General features: G+C 69.5%; 18 protein-coding genes. 6 read left to right on the plus strand and 12 right to left on the minus strand.

From position 1 onward, the window contains the following. Window positions 1–20 precede the first annotated feature (20 nt). A complete protein-coding gene (locus ACLNGM_RS11635; RefSeq protein WP_416355047.1) occupies window positions 21–1,025 on the plus strand; it encodes an asparaginase in 1,005 nt (334 codons plus the stop codon). On the opposite strand, the gene ACLNGM_RS11640 is transcribed toward ACLNGM_RS11635, so the two are convergent. From ACLNGM_RS11640 to ACLNGM_RS11650, 3 genes are all read right to left on the minus strand, one after another. Then, the gene (locus ACLNGM_RS11640; protein WP_416355048.1) at window positions 1,022–1,795 is read right to left on the minus strand and encodes an NYN domain-containing protein; all 774 of its coding nucleotides are present in this window, start codon (window positions 1,793–1,795) and stop codon (window positions 1,022–1,024) included. The two genes, ACLNGM_RS11635 and ACLNGM_RS11640, sit on opposite strands and share 4 nt — an antisense overlap. A gap of 15 nt (window positions 1,796–1,810) precedes the next feature. Then, entirely contained in the window at window positions 1,811–2,869 is a 1,059-nt protein-coding gene (locus ACLNGM_RS11645) for a magnesium transporter CorA family protein (protein ID WP_090960648.1), read from the minus strand. A 154-nt stretch (window positions 2,870–3,023) separates the two neighbouring features. Further along, complete coding sequence (locus tag ACLNGM_RS11650) at window positions 3,024–3,374, minus strand: hypothetical protein (protein WP_416355049.1); 351 nt, start codon at window positions 3,372–3,374, stop codon at window positions 3,024–3,026. 162 nt (window positions 3,375–3,536) lie between these two features. Between ACLNGM_RS11650 and ACLNGM_RS11655 the strand changes: the two genes are divergently transcribed. Then, window positions 3,537–5,171: a helicase HerA-like domain-containing protein gene (locus ACLNGM_RS11655; protein WP_416355050.1), complete on the plus strand. Its 1,635-nt coding sequence runs from the start codon at window positions 3,537–3,539 to the stop codon at window positions 5,169–5,171. A 67-nt stretch (window positions 5,172–5,238) separates the two neighbouring features. Continuing rightward, window positions 5,239–5,469, plus strand: coding sequence for an NINE protein (locus ACLNGM_RS11660; RefSeq protein ID WP_090960640.1), 231 nt, complete (start codon window positions 5,239–5,241; stop codon window positions 5,467–5,469). A 10-nt stretch (window positions 5,470–5,479) separates the two neighbouring features. On the opposite strand, the gene ACLNGM_RS11665 is transcribed toward ACLNGM_RS11660, so the two are convergent. After that, a complete protein-coding gene (locus tag ACLNGM_RS11665) occupies window positions 5,480–7,045 on the minus strand; it encodes an FAD-dependent oxidoreductase (RefSeq protein ID WP_416355051.1) in 1,566 nt (521 codons plus the stop codon). A gap of 154 nt (window positions 7,046–7,199) precedes the next feature. Here ACLNGM_RS11665 and ACLNGM_RS11670 point away from each other — a divergent pair, with 154 nt between their 5' ends. Together ACLNGM_RS11670 and dhaK are read left to right on the plus strand one after the other, a co-directional pair. Beyond that, on the plus strand, window positions 7,200–7,604 hold the full coding sequence (locus tag ACLNGM_RS11670; protein ID WP_416355052.1) for a DUF983 domain-containing protein: 405 nt from the start codon (window positions 7,200–7,202) through the stop codon (window positions 7,602–7,604). A 123-nt stretch (window positions 7,605–7,727) separates the two neighbouring features. Then, the gene (gene dhaK, locus ACLNGM_RS11675) at window positions 7,728–9,407 is read left to right on the plus strand and encodes a dihydroxyacetone kinase subunit DhaK (RefSeq protein ID WP_416355053.1); all 1,680 of its coding nucleotides are present in this window, start codon (window positions 7,728–7,730) and stop codon (window positions 9,405–9,407) included. 144 nt (window positions 9,408–9,551) lie between these two features. Here the strand turns inward: dhaK and ACLNGM_RS11680 are convergent, their stop codons facing one another. The 5 genes from ACLNGM_RS11680 to ACLNGM_RS11700 all read right to left on the minus strand — a co-directional run bounded on the left by ACLNGM_RS11680 (window position 9,552) and on the right by ACLNGM_RS11700 (window position 14,172). After that, window positions 9,552–9,728, minus strand: coding sequence for a hypothetical protein (locus ACLNGM_RS11680; protein ID WP_156369299.1), 177 nt, complete (start codon window positions 9,726–9,728; stop codon window positions 9,552–9,554). Window positions 9,729–9,836: 108 nt separating this feature from the next. Beyond that, window positions 9,837–10,787, minus strand: a complete 951-nt coding sequence (locus ACLNGM_RS11685; protein ID WP_416355054.1) for an alpha/beta hydrolase — start codon at window positions 10,785–10,787, stop codon at window positions 9,837–9,839. Further along, entirely contained in the window at window positions 10,784–11,929 is a 1,146-nt protein-coding gene (locus ACLNGM_RS11690) for a Gfo/Idh/MocA family protein (RefSeq protein ID WP_416355055.1), read from the minus strand. The genes ACLNGM_RS11685 and ACLNGM_RS11690 overlap by 4 nt, the downstream gene beginning before the upstream one ends. A gap of 18 nt (window positions 11,930–11,947) precedes the next feature. Further along, window positions 11,948–13,228 carry a D-tagatose-bisphosphate aldolase, class II, non-catalytic subunit gene (locus tag ACLNGM_RS11695; protein WP_416355056.1) on the minus strand — a complete coding sequence of 427 codons (1,281 nt, stop codon included), beginning with the start codon at window positions 13,226–13,228 and terminating at the stop codon, window positions 11,948–11,950. Next, entirely contained in the window at window positions 13,225–14,172 is a 948-nt protein-coding gene (locus tag ACLNGM_RS11700) for a sugar kinase (RefSeq protein WP_416355057.1), read from the minus strand. Before ACLNGM_RS11700 ends, ACLNGM_RS11695 begins: the two co-directional genes overlap by 4 nt. 181 nt (window positions 14,173–14,353) lie before the next feature. On the opposite strand from ACLNGM_RS11700, the gene ACLNGM_RS11705 reads away from it, so the two are divergent. After that, window positions 14,354–15,346 carry a LacI family DNA-binding transcriptional regulator gene (locus ACLNGM_RS11705; RefSeq protein WP_416355058.1) on the plus strand — a complete coding sequence of 331 codons (993 nt, stop codon included), beginning with the start codon at window positions 14,354–14,356 and terminating at the stop codon, window positions 15,344–15,346. A 3-nt stretch (window positions 15,347–15,349) separates the two neighbouring features. Here ACLNGM_RS11705 and ACLNGM_RS11710 read toward each other — a convergent pair whose 3' ends face one another. From ACLNGM_RS11710 to ACLNGM_RS11720, 3 genes are all read right to left on the minus strand, one after another. Next, window positions 15,350–16,159 carry a DeoR/GlpR family DNA-binding transcription regulator gene (locus ACLNGM_RS11710; RefSeq protein WP_055889671.1) on the minus strand — a complete coding sequence of 270 codons (810 nt, stop codon included), beginning with the start codon at window positions 16,157–16,159 and terminating at the stop codon, window positions 15,350–15,352. 64 nt (window positions 16,160–16,223) lie between these two features. Continuing rightward, complete coding sequence (locus ACLNGM_RS11715; RefSeq protein WP_416355059.1) at window positions 16,224–16,997, minus strand: SDR family NAD(P)-dependent oxidoreductase; 774 nt, start codon at window positions 16,995–16,997, stop codon at window positions 16,224–16,226. A gap of 23 nt (window positions 16,998–17,020) precedes the next feature. Further along, window positions 17,021–18,274: an ADP-dependent glucokinase/phosphofructokinase gene (locus ACLNGM_RS11720; protein ID WP_416355060.1), complete on the minus strand. Its 1,254-nt coding sequence runs from the start codon at window positions 18,272–18,274 to the stop codon at window positions 17,021–17,023. Between the last annotated feature and the right edge of the window lie 227 nt (window positions 18,275–18,501).

Genomic DNA, 18,501 nt, shown 5'->3' on the forward strand with positions numbered 1-18,501 from the left:
GGCGCGGGGAGGCTCAAGCCTTGACGACGGATATCGTGATCGAAACGACGCGCGGCAATGCCGTGGAGAGCCGACACAGGGTGCGCGGGCTCGTGTGCGACGCCTCGGGCACGCCCGTCCTCGCCTTCGGCGACATCGACCGGCCGGTGTTTCCGCGATCGGCGATCAAGGTCTTTCAGGCGATACCGCTGATCGAGACGGGTGCGGCCGATGCGCTCGGGCTCGACGCAGGCGACTTGTCGCTCGCCTGCGCCTCGCATTCCGGCGAACCGGGCCATGTGGCGCGGGCCGCCTCGCTCCTCGCCAAGGTGGACCTCGGCGAGGCGCACCTGGAATGCGGCTGCCACTGGCCGTTCGACCAGCCGGTCGCGCTGGCGCTCGCACGCGCCGGCGAGGAGCCCGGCCAGCTGCACAACAACTGCTCGGGCAAGCATGCCGGCTTCCTCTGCACCGCGATCCACGAGCGCGAGGACCCCGCAGGCTATGTGGGTGCCGATCATGCCGTCCAGCGCCGGGTGCGAGACGTCCTGGCCGATCTCACCGAGACGCGCCCCGGCGAAGACCAGCCCGCCGGCATCGACGGCTGTTCGATCCCGACCTATGCCGCGCCGCTGCGCGGGTTCGCCAAGGGTTTCGCGCGGCTCGCCGCCGGGCAGGGCGTCGACGGCGCCCGCGCCGCGGCGGGGCAGCGGCTGATGGCCGCCTGCATGGCGGAGCCTTGGTTCATGGCCGGCACGCGGCGCGCCTGCGTGTCGCTGATGGAAGCCGCGCCCGGCCGCGTGTTCGCCAAGACCGGCGCCGAGGGCGTCTTCTGCGGCACGGTGCCGGAGCTTGGCCTCGGCTTCGCGCTGAAGGTCGACGACGGGGCGACGCGCGCGTCGGAGGCCGCCGTCGCGGCGGTCCTGGCACGCCTGTTCCGCACCCGCGACGGCGCGCTGGCCGAGCGCTACGACGCCATGTCGCACACCACCTTGCGCAACTGGCAGGGAACAGAGGTCGGCGAGGTCCGGGCGGTCGACGCCTAGGCCGGCGTCGCAGGCTTGCGTCGCGAACGGCGCTTTGGGGCGGCCGGCGCGCCGGGGTTCGGCGGCGAGGACGTGGCGCGCAGGCGCAGGCGAAGCATCCCGCCCGGCGTCTTCTCGAGATCGAAGAGGCCGGAATCGCGCACGAGGTCGCTCAGCTTCTTGTGCCCGTAGGTGCGCGGGTCGAAGTCGGAGAAGCGGTTGAGGAGCCGCTGACCGAACTGGCCGAGCGCCACCCAACCGTCGTCGGTCTCGATCTGATCCATCACCTGCCGCAGCATGGGCTCGACGCTGGCGGCCTGCTCGATGGCCGGCGTTGCGGCAGCCGCGTCGGCGCGCAGGTTCTCGGTGTAGACGAAGCGTCGGCAGGCTTGGCGGAAGCTCTCCGGCGTCTTCTGCTCGCCGAAGCCATAGACGTCGATGCCGTGCTCGCGGATGCGGGCGGCGAGGCGCGTGAAGTCGCTGTCGGACGAGACGAGGCAGAACCCGTCGAAGCGCCCGGAATGCAAGAGGTCCATCGCGTCGATGACGAGCGCGATGTCGGATGCGTTCTTACCTGTCACATAGGCGAACTGTTGGTGTGGAATGATCGCATGCTTCGACAGGACTTCGGTCCAGCCGCGCGAGCGCGAGGAGGAGAAGTCGCCGTAGATGCGGCGCACGCTCGCCTCGCCGATGGTCGCGATCTCCTGGAACAGGCCGTCGGCGATCTGCGCGGAGGCGTTGTCGGCGTCGATCAGGACGGCGAGCCGGGCCGGTCGGTCCTCACGCATCGGATAGAAACTCCCTTAGAGCCACTTCTTGTAGCGGAAGAACAGGAGCGGGAAGACGGCCGTCAGCACCATCAGGACGATGGCGAGCGGATAGCCGAAGGTCCAGTTGAGCTCCGGCATGTGGACGAAGTTCATGCCGTAGATCGAGGCGACAAGCGTCGGCGGCATGAAGCCGACGGCCGCGACCGAGAAAATCTTGATGATGGCGTTCTGCTCGATCGAGATCATGCCGACGGTGGTGTCGAGCAGGAAGGTCGTCTTGTTCGAGAGGAAGGACACGAAGTCGTTCAGCGAATGGATATCTCGCGCCATCGCCTTCACCCGCATCTTCAGCTCCTTCTGCGGCTTGCGCTTGTCGAGGACAAACTGGAGATAGGGCAGGAGGCGGTCGAGAGTGGCGAGGCTTTCCCGCGTGCGGGAGGCGAGGTCGCCCGCTGCGCCGAGGCGCTGCAGCAATTCCTTGAAGTCCGAGGTCGCGGTCGGCGTGTTGTCGCTCGACGAGCGGAAGATATCGGTGCCGATCCGGTCGAGGTCGGCCGCGATCGATTCCAGAAGGTCGGCCATGCGGTCGATGACCGTCTCCAGGAGGCCGACGGCGATCGAGTCCGCGGTCGGCCCGCGCATGCGCGAGGGCTTGGGCGGGGCGGGCGGCGGGCCGTAGAGGAGCGTCGAGGCGAAGGACGCATTGCCGCCGTCGCTGCTTTCTCCGCGGCACAGCTTGTTGGAATAGATCTGGAACGAGCGCGGATCGGTGTAGCGCAGCGTGATGACGCGCTGGCCCACGAGGATGAAGGTGACAGGCCCGAAGTCGGGCCGCCCCTCGTCCAGACCGTAGACTAGCGAGGCGGTCATGAAGTCTCCGCCGTCCTCGGAATACAGCCGGCTCGACACCTCGATCTCGCGCATCTCCTCGCGCGTCGGGACCTCGATCCCGCACAGGCTCTCGATCGCGTCCTCTTCCTCGCGGGTCGGGTTGCGCAGATCGATCCATACGGCTTCGGGTGGAAGTTCGTCCGGGGTGATGCGCGCATGGCGTCGAACCTGCGAACCAAAGACCGTGTACGCGTCGATCATGGGCCGATGTCCTCGCTCGAACAAACGCGCAGTACCTGCCAGGCCGCGCCGCATCGCTTGGGCGGGAGCCAAAGCCCGGTCCGTGCCGAAAGGCAAGTCCGGGCTTCATGACATTTTTCGAGAAGGCCGGTCCGCCGGCGGCCGGCAGGGCGTCTCAGACGAACGGCGCGAGCGCCGGGACGGACTGGATGGCCTGGTTCACCGTGTCCTCGCCCGCCGTCGACTTGGAATAGGCGACGAGTTCTTCGGCGGCGGAGCGGATCTGGCCCATGTCGAGGCCAAGGCCCATCAGTTTGGCGCCGAGCGCCATGATGCCGCCGGAGTAGTCCGACTCGCCGGAGGCTGCCATGGCGTCGGCGGCGCCCGGGGTCTCGGCGATCATCTTCGCCACCGCCGGATCCGAGCTCTCGGACTGCATGTAGGACAGGATGTGGCCGACCGCCGTCTTGGCGGTGTCGGCATCCGTTTCGGCCGAGGCGGCGATGCGGTCCCAGAGTTCGGTCATGTCGGTTCCATTTTCCGTTCGTCCGCCGCTGGCCGGCGAAGCGGGCGGAAGATGGCAAGTCTGCCGTTCCGGCGCAATCGGCCGTGAGCGACCTCGTGGAATCGACGGGGGGCGGGGCAAAGCGGTATCGTGGCGCCGTTGGGATGGCTTGGGAGCCGAATCATGCTCGAAGACGGCTGCATTCTTCTCGGCGGGATCAGCACGGGCGCCAAGCCGAAGCCCGAATATCTCGAACTGCGCTACGCCAACCGCCACGGCCTCGTGACGGGGGCGACGGGCACCGGCAAGACGGTCACGCTGCAGGTTCTGGCGGAAGGCTTCTCCGAGGCCGGGGTGCCGGTCTTCTGCGCCGACATCAAGGGCGACCTGTCGGGCCTGTCGGAACGCGGCGAGCCGAAGGACGTCTTCGCCAAGCGGGCCGCCGAGATCGGCCTCGATCCCTGGTACAACGACTTCTACCCGGCGATCTTCTGGGACCTTTTCGGGCGCAAGGGGCATCCGGTCCGCACCACGGTGTCGGAGATGGGCCCGTTGCTCCTGTCGCGCCTGATGGACCTGACGGAAGCCCAGGAGGGAGCCCTTAACATCGCCTTCCGCATCGCGGACGAGGACGGGCTGCTGCTCCTCGACCTGAAGGACCTTCAGGCGATGCTGGCGCACATCCTCGACCGTGCGGACGAGATCTCGCGGCTCTACGGCAACGTGTCGAAGAGCACGATCGGCGCGATCCAGCGCCAGCTTCTGGTCCTTGAGACGCAAGGCGGCGACCGCTTCTTCGGCGAGCCGGCGCTCTCGATCGCCGACATCACGCGGTGCGACCGCGAGGGGCGCGGCGTCGTCAGCGTGCTGGCGGCGGACGAGCTGATGCGCAGCCCGCGCCTCTACGCGACCTTCCTCCTTTGGTTGCTGTCGGAGCTTTTCGAGGAGTTGCCGGAGGCGGGCGACCTCGACAAGCCGAAGCTCGTGTTCTTCTTCGACGAGGCGCATCTCCTGTTCGACGATGCGCCGAAGGCGCTGGTCGATCGCATCGAGCAGGTGGTGCGCCTCATCCGCTCCAAGGGCGTCGGCGTCTTCTTCGTCACGCAGAATCCGCTCGACCTGCCGGAAAAGGTGCTCGCCCAGCTCGGCAACCGCATCCAGCATGCGCTGCGCGCCTACAGCCCGCGCGAGCAGAAGGCGGTGCGCACCGCGGCCGAGACGTTCCGGGCGAACCCGGCCTTCGACAGTGCTACGGCCATCACCGAGCTCGGCACCGGCGAGGCGCTGGTCTCGGTGCTGGGGGAGGGCGGCGCGCCGAGCATCGTCGAGCGCGTGAAGATCCGCCCGCCCGCCGGCCGCGTCGGCCCGATCACCGATGCCGAGCGCGCCGAACTCATGCGCATGAGCCCCGTCGCGGGGCGCTACGACACGGCCGTCGACCGCGAGTCCGCCTACGAACTCCTGACGGGACGCGCCGAGGCCGAACTGCAGCGGCAGGAGAGCGCGCGCGCCGAGGCGGAAGCCGCCGTCCAGCGCCAGCGCGACACCGGGCGTGCGCGGGCGGAAGCCGCCGCACGGCGCTCGGCGGAACCGCGCGCGTCTTGGGGTGCGCCGAGCGAGGAACCCTACGAGGACGAGCCTGTGCGCCGGGAGCGACAAGCGCCACGCGCCGCGCCCCGTGCAGCGGTTCCGCGGGCCGGTTACCAGCGCCAGACCGTCGCCGAGACGGTGATGAAGCAGGTGGGCCGCACCGTGGCGTCCACCGTCACCACCGCGATCGTGCGCGGCATTCTTGGCTCCTTCAAACGGGGCCGGTGAGGCTCGGCCTCGCAACTCGACCCGCCGATCTCCATTTTAGGAGAAACGCGAACAGGAGTTGCGACGCATGAAATCCGGCCCGGCCGCCTTCGTTCTCTGGCTCTGCTGCCTCATCGGCATCTGCGGCCTGCACCGCTTCTACCTCGGGCGCCCCTGGACCGGCCTTCTCTGGCTGCTCACCCTGGGCTTTCTCGGCATCGGCCAGCTGATCGACCTGTTCCTCCTGCCCTCGATGGTGCGGCAGGAGAACCTGGAGCAGCGCCTGGACCGGATGGAGACCCGCCCGGTCCTGCGTTGACCCTGGCCGTTCAGGCCTTTACGGCCGCCGGGTCCCATCCGGCGGCCTCGAGCCGCGCACGGTCGGGCGCGGGATCGCTGAGCATGAGAGCGTGGAGGGCGGGCGTGCGGTCCCCCTTGCCGAGGCCGAGGGCCGCCAGCACTTTGCCGCCCTTGATGTAGAAGGCGGTGTAGGAGTTTTCGGCGAGCGAGCCTTCGATATGCACCTCGTCGAAGTCCTCGGCATGGCCGAGGTAGCTGAGGCGTCCGTGCTGGGCCGACCAGAAGTAGGGGATGCCATCGAACGGCGAGGCATCGCCGAGCATCGCGCCGGCAGCGTGGCGCCCATGCTGCTCGGCGACCCGCCAGTGTTCGATCCGCGCCGTCTCGCCGGTCGCCGCGAGCGGGAAGGCCGCGATGTCGCCGCCGGCATGCAGTCCTTCGGCGGCTTTCAGTGTCGCGTCGACCTTAATGCCCTTGCCGTCCCGCTCCGCGCCCGACACGAGACCGGTGCGCGGCGCCGCGCCGAGGGCGGCGATCACCAGGTCGGCCTCGACGGTCGAGCCGTCCCTCAGCGTCACCGCCCGCACCTTGCCACCTTGCGTCTTGAGCGCGGCGAGCTCCGCGCCCGTGCGCACATCGATACCCTTGGCGCGGTGCGTCGCCAGAAGCTGCTGAGCGACCTCATCGCCGAACTGCTTGGCGAAGGGCAGTTCGCTGCGTGAGATCACCGTCACCGCTCGCTCGTCGCCAACGAGGCTCGCGGCCGCCTCCATGCCGATGAAGCCGGAGCCGACAATCACGATGCGCTTGGCACCGGCCAGCTTCTCCTTGAGCGCCCTCGCGTCGTCGTGGCTGCGCAGCGACACGATGTTAACGGCGTCAGCGCTTTCCAGCTTCAGCGGCACGGCGTCGCTGCCGGGCGCGGCGAAGCATTGATCGTAGTCCAGCGTCTCGCCACCGGCGAAGTGCAGGCGCTTGGCGCCAGCGTCGATCCGCTCGACCGCCGTCTCCACCAACTCGACGCCGAGAGCCTTCAGCTTGTCGACTGGGTAGAGCGCCAGCGCGTCGTCGCTCTTCTTGCCCTGCAGGTAGGTCTTCGACAGGTCGGTGCGGTCGTAGGGCGGTTCGCACTCCGGCACGAACATCACGATCCGGCCGTCGAACCCGCGGGCCACCAGTTCCTCGGCGCAGGCCAAGCCCGCCGCGCCGCCGCCGACGATCGCGAAGACGCGATCGCTTCCGGTCTTGCGGTCGCCCGGCTCCACTTCGGGGCGATGCGGCTTGGCGCCGTCCGGCATCTCGACCATTACGCGCCCGTTCTCGACGCTGGCTGAAAAGCGCGACAGGCACCCCTTGCCCGGCGGCTCGAGGTGGTCGCCGGATTCGAGGTCGAAGATCGCATGGTGCCAAGGGCAGATCACGCGATTGCCGACGCGCTTGCCGTTCTTCAGCGGGGCACCCTTGTGCGTGCAGGTGGCGCCCGTCGCCAGAACCCGGTCCCCATCGCGTGCCAGGAGGATCTTGAGATCACCGACGCTGACTTCGGTCAACCCATCCTCGGGGAGGTCGGCAAGGGCGAGAACGTCGTGGCGCATGGGGGGCTCCCGTCTGGAATGGTTCCACCTAACAAGATGTGGGGCCACGCGTTCCCCGCCTTGGACAGTTTGGCACGCCGCGCGCGCTGTTCGGTCGCGCCGGCGGGCTATATGAACGGCAGGCATCCCCCGATGCGCGAAAGGCATTGTCACCATGAGCGATCACCTGCACGCGCCGCGTCTGGAACCCTGGAAGGTCGGCCTGCGCGGCCGCTGCCCGCGCTGCGGCGAGGGCCATCTGTTCGACGGCTTTCTGACGCTCGCGAAAGGCTGCGAGCGGTGCGGCCTCGATTATTCCTTCGCCGATCCGGCCGATGGTCCGGCCTTCTTCGTCGTCTGCTTCGGCTGCGTGCCGGCCGTGCTCTTCGCCGTGTGGCTGGAGATCGCCTTCGAGCCGTCGGTCTGGGTCCACGTCTTCGTGTCCCTGCCGTTCCTGCTCCTCACCTGCATCCTGCCGCTGCGCCCTCTGAAGGGCTGGCTGGTGGCGAGCCAGTACTACCACAAGGCCGAAGAAGGGCGCCTCGTCGTACCGCCCATACGGACGGGCGGCGACGTCTGAAGCTAACGGGCCTCGGTCGCGGCCGGGTTTTCGTGAGATCCAGCCTTCAACGCAGCCTCCGGCCTTTGTAGGCTGCCGTCCGATGCTCCGGCGCGAGCTGCGCCGTCGAGGGGGAGACGACGCATGAAGAAGCTGATCAACGAGCCGCTGGCAGTGGTCGACGAGATGCTGGAGGGGCTCTGCCTCGCCCATCCCGGTCTTGCTCTCCTCGAAGGCGAGCGCGTGCTCGTCCGCGCCGACCTCGCCGCCTTTCGCGCCCGTGGGCATGTCGCGCTCGTCTCGGGCGGCGGGTCCGGACACGAGCCGGCTCATGCCGGCTATGTCGGCGAGGGGCTTCTCACCGCAGCCGTCTGCGGCGACGTCTTCACCTCGCCCTCGACCGACGCGGTGCTGGCCACGATCCGCGCGGTGGGCGGGGCGGCGGGCGTGCTTTTGATCGTCAAGAACTACACGGGCGACCGCCTCAACTTCGGCCTTGCGGCGGAGATCGCGCGCGGCGAGGGCATTCCGGTGGAGATGGTCGTCGTGGCCGACGACGTGGCGCTCGCCGCCAGCACGCAGACCGCCGGGCGCCGTGGCATCGCGGGCACCGTGCTCGTCCACAAGGTCGCGGGGGCACGGGCCGCCGAAGGCGCGTCGCTGGAAGAGGTCAAGGCCGCGGCCGAGACGGTCATCGCGGGCCTCGGTAGCATGGGCGTCGCACTCACCGCCTGCACCGTGCCGGCCGCCGGCAAGCCGGGTTTCGAACTCGGCGAGCGCGAGGTCGAGCTAGGGCTCGGCATTCATGGGGAAGCCGGCGTGCGGCGCGAGCCGCTGCGCCCTTCGCGCGAGCTCACCGCGACCCTGGTGGAGCGCATCGTTGCCGAACTCGCGCTCGGCGGCGGCACGCCGGTCGCTCTCCTCGTCAACAATCTCGGCGCGACACCGGCAATGGAGATGCAGATCGTCGCGCGCGACGCCGTCACTGCTGCGAGGACCCACGGTCTCGTCATCGAACGGCTATGGACCGGGACGTTCCTGACCGCGCTCGAGATGGCGGGCTGTTCCGTCTCGCTGCTGCGGGCCGACCCCGAGACGCTGCGGCTTCTCGATGCGCCGGCGATGGCGCCCGCATGGCCTGGACGCGGAGCCGGGCCACTGGGCGAGGAGGGACCGGTGGTTGTCGCTTCGACCCGCCGTGAGGGACAGGATCTGCGTCCGGGCGACGGCGCGCGGACGGTCGCGATCCTCGTGCGTGCGGCGGAGCGGCTGATCGCCGAAGAAGGGCGACTGACGGCCCTCGACCAGATGGTCGGCGACGGCGACCTCGGTCTCAACCTGGCGCGCGGCGCCGAAGTCGCGAAGGCCGAGGCGCTCGACTGGACGGGTGCGGACGCGGCTTCCATCCTGCGCGCCCTGTCTGGCAGCCTCCGCCGCTCGGTCGGCGGCACGTCCGGTGCGCTCTATGCGGCGGGTCTCCTGCGCGCCGCGCGCGCCCTCGACGGCATCGCCGCGCCGACGTCGAGAGATTGGGCCAAGGCCTTTTGCGAGGGCACCGATGCGGTCGCGACGCTCGGCGACACGAAGCCCGGCGACCGGACGATGATCGATGCGCTGCAGCCCGCAGCGGAAGCGCTCGCCAGCAGCGGCTTGGAGGCTGCGGTGGAGGCGGCCCGCGCCGGCGCGGCGGCGACCGCGGCCATGGCCCCTCGGCGCGGCCGGTCGAGCTATCTCGGCGAACGGGCGGTGGGCGTGTCGGACCCCGGCGCCGAGGCCGTCGTCGTCTGGCTTTCGGCGATCCGGGACGAATTGGCCGCTGACTAAAATCAGCGGGTGAACCGTCATGCTTCCGTTATGAGGCATCGGCTATAGGAGCTCTGCAACACTGCAAAGGCAGGGCGGCGCCCGACGTCCCATCCGTCCCGCGCCGCGCCTGCCGACCAGTGTCCGCTACGCCACCACAGTCCGCTAGTGGAGCTGCGAGGGTTTCAGGCCGATGATGTCGAGCGCGACGGAACAGGCTTCCAGGAACGCGGCGCGATCGAGGTCGGGATGGTTCTCGAAGAAGCGGCGCGCGATGGCGCTGCCGTCGTCTTCCTCCTCGACAAGCCGCAGGATCGTGATGATGGGATCGACCTCTTCCATCGCCGCCGTTTCTAATAGGTTTCGGGCCAACGAGCCCGGTGGCCCATCCTCCATGGCGAAATACGCAAGGGGGGCGCATTCGGGAAGGGTTTTGCGGCAATCCGCGCGTCACTCCGTCATATTCGTTCGAAATTGGGACCAGGCGTCCGCCGCTTCCAAGACCGTCCGGCGCGCGGCGTCGATGTAGCGGCCGGCCGAGGCGAAGCCGTGGATCTGGTCGGCAAGGTGGCGCACGACGAGCGGCACGCCCGCTCCGCGGAGCCGCTCGGCATAGGCCGCCCCTTCGTCGTGGAGGATGTCCTGTCCCGCGAGCGCGACGAAGGTCGGGGGCGCGCCGTCGAGGCGATCGACCCGCAAGGGCGAGACGCGCCAGTCGGCGATGTCGTCGTCGCTGCGCACATACTGGTCGCGGAACCAGCGCATCGTCCGGCGCGTCAGGCCGAAGCCTTCGGCGAACCGGCCGTAGCTTTCGACCGTCTGACCGGCGTCCGTGTTGGGGTAGAGAAGGAGTTGCGCCTCCAGCGGCGGCACGGTGCCGTCACGCGACTGGATCGCCAGGACGGCTGCAAGGTTGCCGCCGGCGCTGTCCCCGGCGACGGCGATGTGCGCGGCATCGATGCCGAGCGCTGCGGCCTCCGCGGCCATGTGGGACAGGACGGCGCCCGCATCCTCGATCGCGGCGGGGAAGCGGTGTTCGGGCGCCAGCCGATAGTCCGGGCAGACCACGACACAGCGGGCGGCATTGGCGAACCAGCGACAGATGTCGTCGTGAGAATCGAGGTCGCCGATCACCCAGCCCCCGCCATGAAGATAGAGAAGCGCCGGTGCGCCCTCGGCCGGCGCGCCGATGCCGCGGTGGATGCGAACCGGGATCGGGCCGCCCGGACCCTCGATCGCGGCGTCACGGGTTTCCGCGACGGGTTCGAGATCGCCGCGCAGCGCGAGATAGGAGGCCCGGTAAGCGCGGCGCGCGGCCTCGGGCGTGCCATCTTCGAAGGGCGGAGACGGTGACCGGGCTCCAAGCGCCAGGACCTCGGCGGCTTGCGGATCGAGCGTCATGACGAATTGCCCGAGAGGAGCGCTGTGGCTTCTGTCTCCCCGAGCGCCGCCGGCCGCTCGATCCGACCCTCCACGCCGACCGGCTGGCCGGCGTCCGCGGCGGTGAGGATCGCCTCCATGACTTCGAGGACGTGGAGCGCGAGGCGACCGGAGGCGCGTGCCGGGCGTCTTTCGGTGACCGAGCGCACGAGATCGGCAACGCCGAGCATACGGTAGTTGGCGATGCGCGGCGCATCGAACGGCCAGTTGATGGCGCCGAACGTCTCTGGCTCGCTCGGGTGCTCCCGCCACGGCTCGCCGCGCGGCGAAAGCGACACGTCCCCGCCGAACGTGTCAGGGTCGGGCAGCCGGACCGAACCGTCTGTGCCGTGAAGTTCGATCGGGTGGTTGGAGTGGCGGAAGACGTCCCACGAGGCGCCGAAGGTGACCGCCGCACCGCCCCGGAATTCCAAAAGTGACAGGAGGCTCGTCGGCGTGCCGACGGGAAAGCGCGTGCCCTGAAAGGGGCCTTCGGCGGTGATCTCGCGCGTCTCCTGACCCGTGCGCGCGACGGCGGAGACGCGTGCCACGGGTCCGAGGAGATTGACCAGCATCGTCAGGTAGTAGGGTCCCATGTCGAGCACCGGGCCGCCGCCCGGCTGGTAGTAGAACTGCGGATTGGGGTGCCAGTGCTCCATGCCGCGCCCCATCATGAAGGCGGTGCCGATCACCGGCTTGCCGATGGCGCCAGCGTCGAGCAGCGCGCGCGCCCGCCGGCCGGCCGCGCCGAGGAACGTGTCGGGCGCCGAGCCGAGCGAGAGGCCACGCCGCTCCGCCTCTTCGACCAGGGCGCGCCCCTCGCGAAGCGTCACGCCGAGCGGTTTTTCGGTGAAGACGTGCTTGCCGGCGCCGAGCGCGGCTTCCGTCACCTCGCGATGGGCGGCTGGAATGGTGAGGTTCAGAACAAGCTGGACGTCGGGCTCGGCGAGCAGCGCCTCGACGCTCATCGCCCGCACGCCGTACTCGGCCGCGCGGCGCTCCGCCATCTCGGGCACGCGGTCGGCGCAGGCGACCAGCGCCACGTCACCGAAGAGCCGCGCGTTGCGCAGGTATGTGGCTGCGATATTGCCGCAGCCGATGATGCCGATCCCCATGCGGGCCATGATGCTGCTCTTTGAAAATCAGTGCGTGGCGCGGTCGTAGCGGTCGAGCACCGCCTCGATGCCGGCGAGGAGAAGGGCCCGAGGTTCGGGCGTGATCCGTCCCGCCGCAACGGTCTCGGCCAGGCGTCCGAGATGCTGGCCGACGAGGGGAAGGGGGATCGCGCGATCGTCGAGCCGCGCCATCAGGCGATCGACGGCCTCTTGCGCGGCGGCGTCAGGCCAATAGTAGCGGATGCGGTCGCTGAGCGAGAAATGGCGCTGGACCGCCACCTCCGCGTCCGAGCCGTGGCAGTATTTCCGCCAGTTGTCGGGCTTCTCCAGCATCAAAGCGTCCATCGCATCGCGCAGCGATGGCTCGCCCGGCGCGGGCGCCAGGATGTCGGCGATGTGGGAAAGGCCGTAGAGCGTCTCGCGCAGCGCGAAGGTAAGCCAGGGGCCGACTTTCAGGATCGCGAAGCCGTCACCCACCAGTCGGCGCAGCGCGTCGTCCGGCTGGTAGTCGGTCGAGTGGGCTTCGAACACGAGACGCGGCTCCTCCACGAGAAAGCCCTTGATGTCCGCGGCTGCGTGCGGCCGATAGACCATGATGTCCTCGTGACCGAACTCGACCCCCGGCTGCACGACCACCGCGATGACGCGGGCAAATGCGTCGCCGAGTTGGAGCGCGGCAAATGCCTTCGCGTGCACATCGACCGTATGGCGGACGGCCTCCCGGCCAGTGACGACGAGGTGGTCGAGCGCTTCGGTCGCCCCGCCGGGAACGGGAACCTCGGTGCCGATCACATAGACCGGTGGGACGAGGCCGCCTCTGGCGACGGTGCCCTCCGCCCGTTCGGCCAGCCGCGCGGCGCGTCGGGCGACGGTCTCGTCGTCGAGGGCAGCCGGCTCGCCGGCGCATCCCATCGAGGCGTCGAGATGGAGCTTGGCGAAGCCCGCGGCGGCAAACCCTTCGATCATCGTCTCGGCCTTGGACATCGCTTCGTGCGGAGCGAGATGCTTCCAGGGATTGGGGCCGAGATGGTCGCCGCCGAGCACCAGCCGCTCCAGCGGAAAGCCGACCATTGCGGCGATCCGTTCCACGAAGCGGCGGAAGTCGGCCGGCGTCATGCCGGTGTATCCGCCGTCCTGGTTCACCTGATTGCAGGTCGCCTCCACCAGGACGTCGCGGTCACGGGCGAGACCATGTCGCAGCGCCGCTTCGATCACCAGCGGGTGGGCGGAACAGACCGAGGTGACGCCGGCGTGCTCGCCCGCCTGAAACCGTCGCGGCAGCGCGCGCAGCCGGTCGATGGCGCTCATGCCGCAACTCCCGCCTGCGAGCCGATGAAGTCGTCGATCTCGAAGCGGAAGCGCGTGCCTTCCATCGGCCCCTTGCGCGTGACGGCGAGGGCGCCGCAAGCGTTGGCGAGGCGAAGCGCGTCCGCCGGGTCCTCGCCACGCAGCCAGGCGCAGACGAAGCCGGCACCGAAGCAATCGCCGGCGCCTGTCGGATCGACCTCCTCGACGTGGAAGGCCGGTGCCGCGGTGCGCCCTCGTGCGTCGTAGAGGACGGCCCCGTCGCCGCCTTTCTTGAGGACGACGGCGGACCGGCCGGCGGCCAGGAGTTCCGCGACCGCGCCGTCTTCATCCTGCGCCGCCGTGAAGAGGAAGAGTTCGGCGCCGCTCGGCAGGAAGACGTCGCAGCGCTCGGCGACCCATTCGAGGGCCTCGCGCATGGCGCCGACCAGAAGTTCGGGTCGGATGTTGGGGTCGAAGGAGACCGTGCCGCTCCGCGCCTTGATGCGCTCGACGGCCGCCTTTGTCACCGTGATCGCACCCTCCGAGAACAGCGAGGAGCCCATGACGTGGATGTGGTCGGCGCGGTCGACCAGCGCCTCGGCCGCCTCGGTCATCGCCATGAGGCCGCAGGCGCTGTCCTTGATGTTGAACACGAAGGCGCGGCTCCCGTCCGCCGCGTAGCGCACGAAGGCGCTGCCGGTGGCGGCGCCGGGATGCACCGCGACGGCCGAGACGTCGACGCCGCTCGCCGTCAGGCGTTCGAGATTGAGCGTGCCAAAGTCGTCGGCGCCGACCGAGGAGATCATGCCGCAGGGCTGGCCGAGCCGGCCGACTTGGTCGATGAAGATCGCAGGCGCACCGGACGGGAAGGGGCCGACCAGCGGGCCGGGCTCCAGGAATGTCTGCCCGATCCGCGTCGCCATGATCTCCACGACGATTTCCCCGGCGGTCACCACCGTCTTCATGCCACGCCCTCCCCAAGGCGGGCGCGGTGTCGGTTCTCCGGTCGCGCCCATCGCCAAGCTGCGCCCGGCGGGGAGGGCGGTCAATCGAAAACTTTACGCGCGCAAAGTTTCGTGGTCACGATGCGTGGGTATCGTCCCGACGCGGAGACATGCCATTCCCCTTCCGCCCCGCCACCGCACGATGGAGGACTTCGCGAAGGCCTGCGGCCTGTCGCGGCCGACGCTCGCGAAGTTCTTCGACGATCCGGCGAGCGTGCGTCCCGCGACGCGGCGGCGCATCGAGGCGGCGCTCGCCGAGTCGGACTATCGGCCGAACCCCTTCGCGCGCAATCTCAACCGGCGGCGAGCCCGCACCATCGGGATCGTCGTGCCGACCGTCGCCGACCCGTTCTACGCGGCGCTTGTCGCGCTTCTGGAAGAGCATTGCCGGTCGGCGGGCTTCTGGCCGCTCGTCCTGTCGTCGCGCGGCGAGGCGGAGGGCGAGGCGCTGGCCCTTCGAACGCTGCTCGACCAGCGGGTCTCGGGCGCGCTGATCGCGTCCTGCGGGGCGGACGCTCTGGCGGAACCGGCGCGGGCGCTCGGCGAGCGCATGCCTCTCGTCTTTCTCGACAGCGCGTCGGGCGCGGCGGGCGGCTTCGTCGGCAACGACAACGGGCAGAGCGTCGCCGCGCTGGTGGATTATCTGGCGGAGGGCGGCGAGGCACCGGCCTATCTCGACATGCCGGACGTGAACGCAAGCGCTCGCGAGCGCCGGGCCCACTACCTCTCGCGCATGGCGGAACTCGGGCTTGCGCCGCAACGTATCGCGCCACCTGGCAACGGCTGGGACTTCGAGCGTCTCGGCTTCGAGGCGATGGAGGCGATCCTTCAAGCGGGGCCGCCGCCCTTCCGCAGTCTCCTGTGCGCCAACGACCGGCTGGCGCTGGGCGCGCTCGCGGCCGCCTTCGCGCGCGGCGTGACGATCGGCCGTGCGCCCGGCGCGCTGCGGATCGCGGGACACGACGACCACCCGCTCAGCCGCTACGCCTGCCCGGCGCTGACCACAATGGCGCAGGACGTAGAGGCCCACGCTGCGCTCGCGACCCGGATGCTGCTCGATGCCCTTCGCGACGGATCCGAGGCGGCGACGCGCATTCTTCTGCCGGCGCGGCTGACGGTGCGCGCGTCGTCCTGACGGTCAGTCGCCCGTCAGAGGTACAACGGTGAGCTCCGTGCCGCTGGCGCGCAAGCTGGAGGCGATGTCGGCGTCGACGCCCTGGTCGGTGATGACTTCGGAAATCTGCGACAGCTGGGCGAAGGTGCAGAAGGCGGGCGCCTGGAACTTGGTGCTGTCGACGAGCAGGATCGTGCGCCGCGCCGAGCGGATCATCGCCCGCTTGATCGAGGCGATCTCCATCGAGGCGTCGGTCAGGATCTGTCCGGTCACGGCATAGGCGCCGGTGAAGCAGACGTCGGCATGGATCGTCTCGAAGAACGGCTCGCCGGGCTGGCCGGTCAGGAGGTCTCCGCCAGGCCGCAAGGTGCCGCCGGTGACGATCACCCGCCATTCCGGCACGCTGGAGCCGATCCGCGCGATCTCGATGTTGTTGGTGACGACGGTAAGGGGCAGACGACGGAGGGCGGTCGCCCGCACCACCTCGATCACGGTCGAGCTGGAATCGAAGATCACGCTCTCACCGCCTTTGAGGCGTGTCGCCGCCTCCTGGCCGATCGCCGCCTTTTGGCGGTGCTGGTAGTGGGCGTTGAGCGCCGGCTCGCGCTCGAACGTGGCGCGCAAGGGGGGCACGAGCAGCGCACCGCCGTGCGTGCGCTCGAGATAGCCGCCCTCGGTCAGCTGTTCGAGGTCGCGGCGGATCGTGGACTGCGAGCCGCCGATCGCCTCGGTGAGCTCGCCGATCGAGGCCGTCCCGTTGACCTTCAGGTAGTCAAGGATCATCGCGCGCCGCTTGGCGGGAATGATCTCGACGCGTTTGGTGGGGGCGTCCATGGGTGATCCTATGAGGGTCTTCGCGATGCGCCCCCGCCGTGCTGCAATGCGAGGTGAGGTTTGGTTACCAAATGGTGTAGCCGCAATCCACCGTTACGATCGATCCCGTCATCGCGCTCGACGCGTCCGTGGCGAGGAACAGGATCGCGGAGGCGATCTCGTCGGCGCGCGCCGGGCGGTTCATCGGGGTCGACGCCATCCAGGTCGGCATCAAGGCGTCGTCGGTGAAGCCGCCGCGCGACATGGCCGTGTCGACATAGGTCGGAGCCACCGAATTGACGCGCACGCCGCGCGGCGCCCACTCGCCTGCGAGCGAGCGCGTCATGTGGTGCACGCCGGCTTTCGCGGCGTTGTAGTGCACCTGCCGCTGCGGCTTGTTGGAGATCAGCCCCGACATCGAGCCGACCGTGACGATCGAGCCGCGCCCGCGCTCCAGCATGGCACGGCCGAACTCGCGGCACGACCAGTAGCAGCCGTTGAGGTCGACATCGACGACCTTGTGCCAAACCTCGTCGGACATGCTTTCGCCCGGCGTATCCGGCCAGGCGATGCCGGCGTTGGCGATCAGGATGTCGATGCCCCCATGGCGCGCATTAGCCTCCGCGGCGGCGCGGGCGACGGCTTTGGAGTCCGTGACGTCGAGCGCGACGGCATCGACCTCCCAGCCCTTCTCCGCGAGTTCTGCGCGCCCGGCGTCCAGAACGGCCGGGTCGCGGTCGGAGATCACGACGCGCGCGCCATGCTCCAGGAGGGCTTCGGCGGTGCACAGGCCGATGCCGCGCCCGCCGCCGGTGATGAAGGCGGCGCGGCCGGAAAGGTCGGATTTCTCGCGATACATGGCACTGTCCTGATGTCGCGCGGTCAGGCGCGTTGGCGGATTCGCTGGCGGCCGGCACTGCCCGCCGAGCCGAGAACGAGAAGGCAACCGGCGGTGAACGTGTCGCCGAGCCCAAGCGTGGTGAGGGGTGCAGGGTGATAGGGGCTCGGCACGGCGACCGAGGTCCAGCCGTCGCCGAGCGGTCCGTCGTCGACGGGCGGGTGATGGAACGTCGCACCGTCCGCCACGCCCTCCGGCACGGCAGGCTGCCCGGCCATCGACCGCGTGCTGGCGACGAGGCAACCGGCCATCAGCGCCTCGCGCTCGACGTCCGCATCGCGCCGCGTGACGGTCAGCGCCCAATGGTCGGCGTGGACGCAGACGCGGTCGAGCCCCAGGCGCTCGCCGAGCGTCCGCATGGTCTCGGCAAGGTCGGCGTCGGCGACGCCCGGCGCGAGGTCGCGCATTTCCGAATGACTCATGCCGAGCGAGGTCACGGCACCCGACGTGCCGTCCAGCACGCGATCGCGCAGGGCGGCGTCCTCGAACGTGCTCATCTCGAGGTGCACGGTGGAGAGACCCGCGTCGAGCCAGCGCCGCGTCAGCGAAAACACGCGGGTGAGTTCGTCGTCGAGGTCGGCCGGGGGTACGCAGTTGAAGCCCGCGACGAGGCCGGTTCCGGCCTCCGGCGCCAGGTGCGGGGTCAAGGCCTCGAAGGCCGCGTCCTTCTCGAGGCCGGGATCGCCGAAGCGCACGATGATGCGCGACGAGCGGTTCGGCACGCAGTCGCCGACGACGCGCCCCGCCGTGTATTCGAAGATGTAGATGTCGGGCCGCCGGGCACCGCGGTGCTGGACGGATCGCGCCCGCACCGTGCGCTCGCCTTCGGCCAGCAGCAGGTTTCCGGGCAGGCGCGCGAGCATATGGGCGCTGCGGTCCGAGAGGTTGACGATCGCGGGAGCGCCGAGCGTCGTCAACACCCATCCGGCCTGCGGGCCGACACCGCCGAGCGCATAGCGCGCCGGAACGTGATCGGCGAGCCAGGCCGGGCCGGCGGGCCATTCGACGCGCACCTCGCCACCGACGCCGCGCGCGACGCGATCCTTGAGCATCGAAGCGAAGGCGGCGGCGTCAGGATCGTCCGCCGTCCAGAGAGCGGCCGCATTGGAGAGGTTGATCCTCGCATCCACGCAGGCGCTCATGCCGCATAGCGTCAGCGGGGCGCTGCGCGCCATGCCCGGCAGGCGGCGGACCAAACCCTCGTAGGCGGCGCGCCAGTCCGCTTGGCTGTCGTGCATGGGGGGGACTCTCCGCGAGATCACGTCAATTCGCGTCAGGAACATGCGGAAACGGCACGGAGGTCAACCATAAAACGTCATTGTCGTGCAGCATCCTCATGCTGCGGCTGCGAGGGCGGAGAGGGGCGTCGATGGTCGGAGGACGCTCCTCTGATGCGTCCAGAGCGCAAATGTTGGCTCGCTGAAGCGCGCTGCAGATCTGGAAGAAAAAGATTTCCGATGAAACA

This window comes from Aureimonas phyllosphaerae, assembly GCF_047943035.1.
In the GTDB taxonomy this organism is placed as follows: Bacteria; Pseudomonadota; Alphaproteobacteria; order Rhizobiales; family Rhizobiaceae; genus Aureimonas; species Aureimonas phyllosphaerae.

Coding starts and splice junctions, on each gene's coding strand:
- ACLNGM_RS11715 (WP_416355059.1), bottom strand. CDS start 16,997: ATGTATCGCGAGAAATCCGACCTTTCCGGCCGCGCCGCCTTCATCACC.
- ACLNGM_RS11640 (WP_416355048.1), bottom strand. CDS start 1,795: ATGCGTGAGGACCGACCGGCCCGGCTCGCCGTCCTGATCGACGCCGAC.
- ACLNGM_RS11720 (WP_416355060.1), bottom strand. CDS start 18,274: ATGCACGACAGCCAAGCGGACTGGCGCGCCGCCTACGAGGGTTTGGTC.
- ACLNGM_RS11645 (WP_090960648.1), bottom strand. CDS start 2,869: ATGATCGACGCGTACACGGTCTTTGGTTCGCAGGTTCGACGCCATGCG.
- ACLNGM_RS11690 (WP_416355055.1), bottom strand. CDS start 11,929: ATGGCCCGCATGGGGATCGGCATCATCGGCTGCGGCAATATCGCAGCC.
- ACLNGM_RS11685 (WP_416355054.1), bottom strand. CDS start 10,787: ATGACGCTCGATCCGCAAGCCGCCGAGGTCCTGGCGCTTGGAGCCCGG.
- ACLNGM_RS11680 (WP_156369299.1), bottom strand. CDS start 9,728: ATGGAAGAGGTCGATCCCATCATCACGATCCTGCGGCTTGTCGAGGAG.
- ACLNGM_RS11665 (WP_416355051.1), bottom strand. CDS start 7,045: ATGCGCCACGACGTTCTCGCCCTTGCCGACCTCCCCGAGGATGGGTTG.
- ACLNGM_RS11710 (WP_055889671.1), bottom strand. CDS start 16,159: ATGGACGCCCCCACCAAACGCGTCGAGATCATTCCCGCCAAGCGGCGC.
- ACLNGM_RS11695 (WP_416355056.1), bottom strand. CDS start 13,228: ATGAGCGCCATCGACCGGCTGCGCGCGCTGCCGCGACGGTTTCAGGCG.
- ACLNGM_RS11650 (WP_416355049.1), bottom strand. CDS start 3,374: ATGACCGAACTCTGGGACCGCATCGCCGCCTCGGCCGAAACGGATGCC.
- ACLNGM_RS11670 (WP_416355052.1), top strand. CDS start 7,200: ATGAGCGATCACCTGCACGCGCCGCGTCTGGAACCCTGGAAGGTCGGC.
- ACLNGM_RS11660 (WP_090960640.1), top strand. CDS start 5,239: ATGAAATCCGGCCCGGCCGCCTTCGTTCTCTGGCTCTGCTGCCTCATC.
- dhaK (WP_416355053.1), top strand. CDS start 7,728: ATGAAGAAGCTGATCAACGAGCCGCTGGCAGTGGTCGACGAGATGCTG.
- ACLNGM_RS11700 (WP_416355057.1), bottom strand. CDS start 14,172: ATGAAGACGGTGGTGACCGCCGGGGAAATCGTCGTGGAGATCATGGCG.
- ACLNGM_RS11705 (WP_416355058.1), top strand. CDS start 14,354: ATGGAGGACTTCGCGAAGGCCTGCGGCCTGTCGCGGCCGACGCTCGCG.
- ACLNGM_RS11655 (WP_416355050.1), top strand. CDS start 3,537: ATGCTCGAAGACGGCTGCATTCTTCTCGGCGGGATCAGCACGGGCGCC.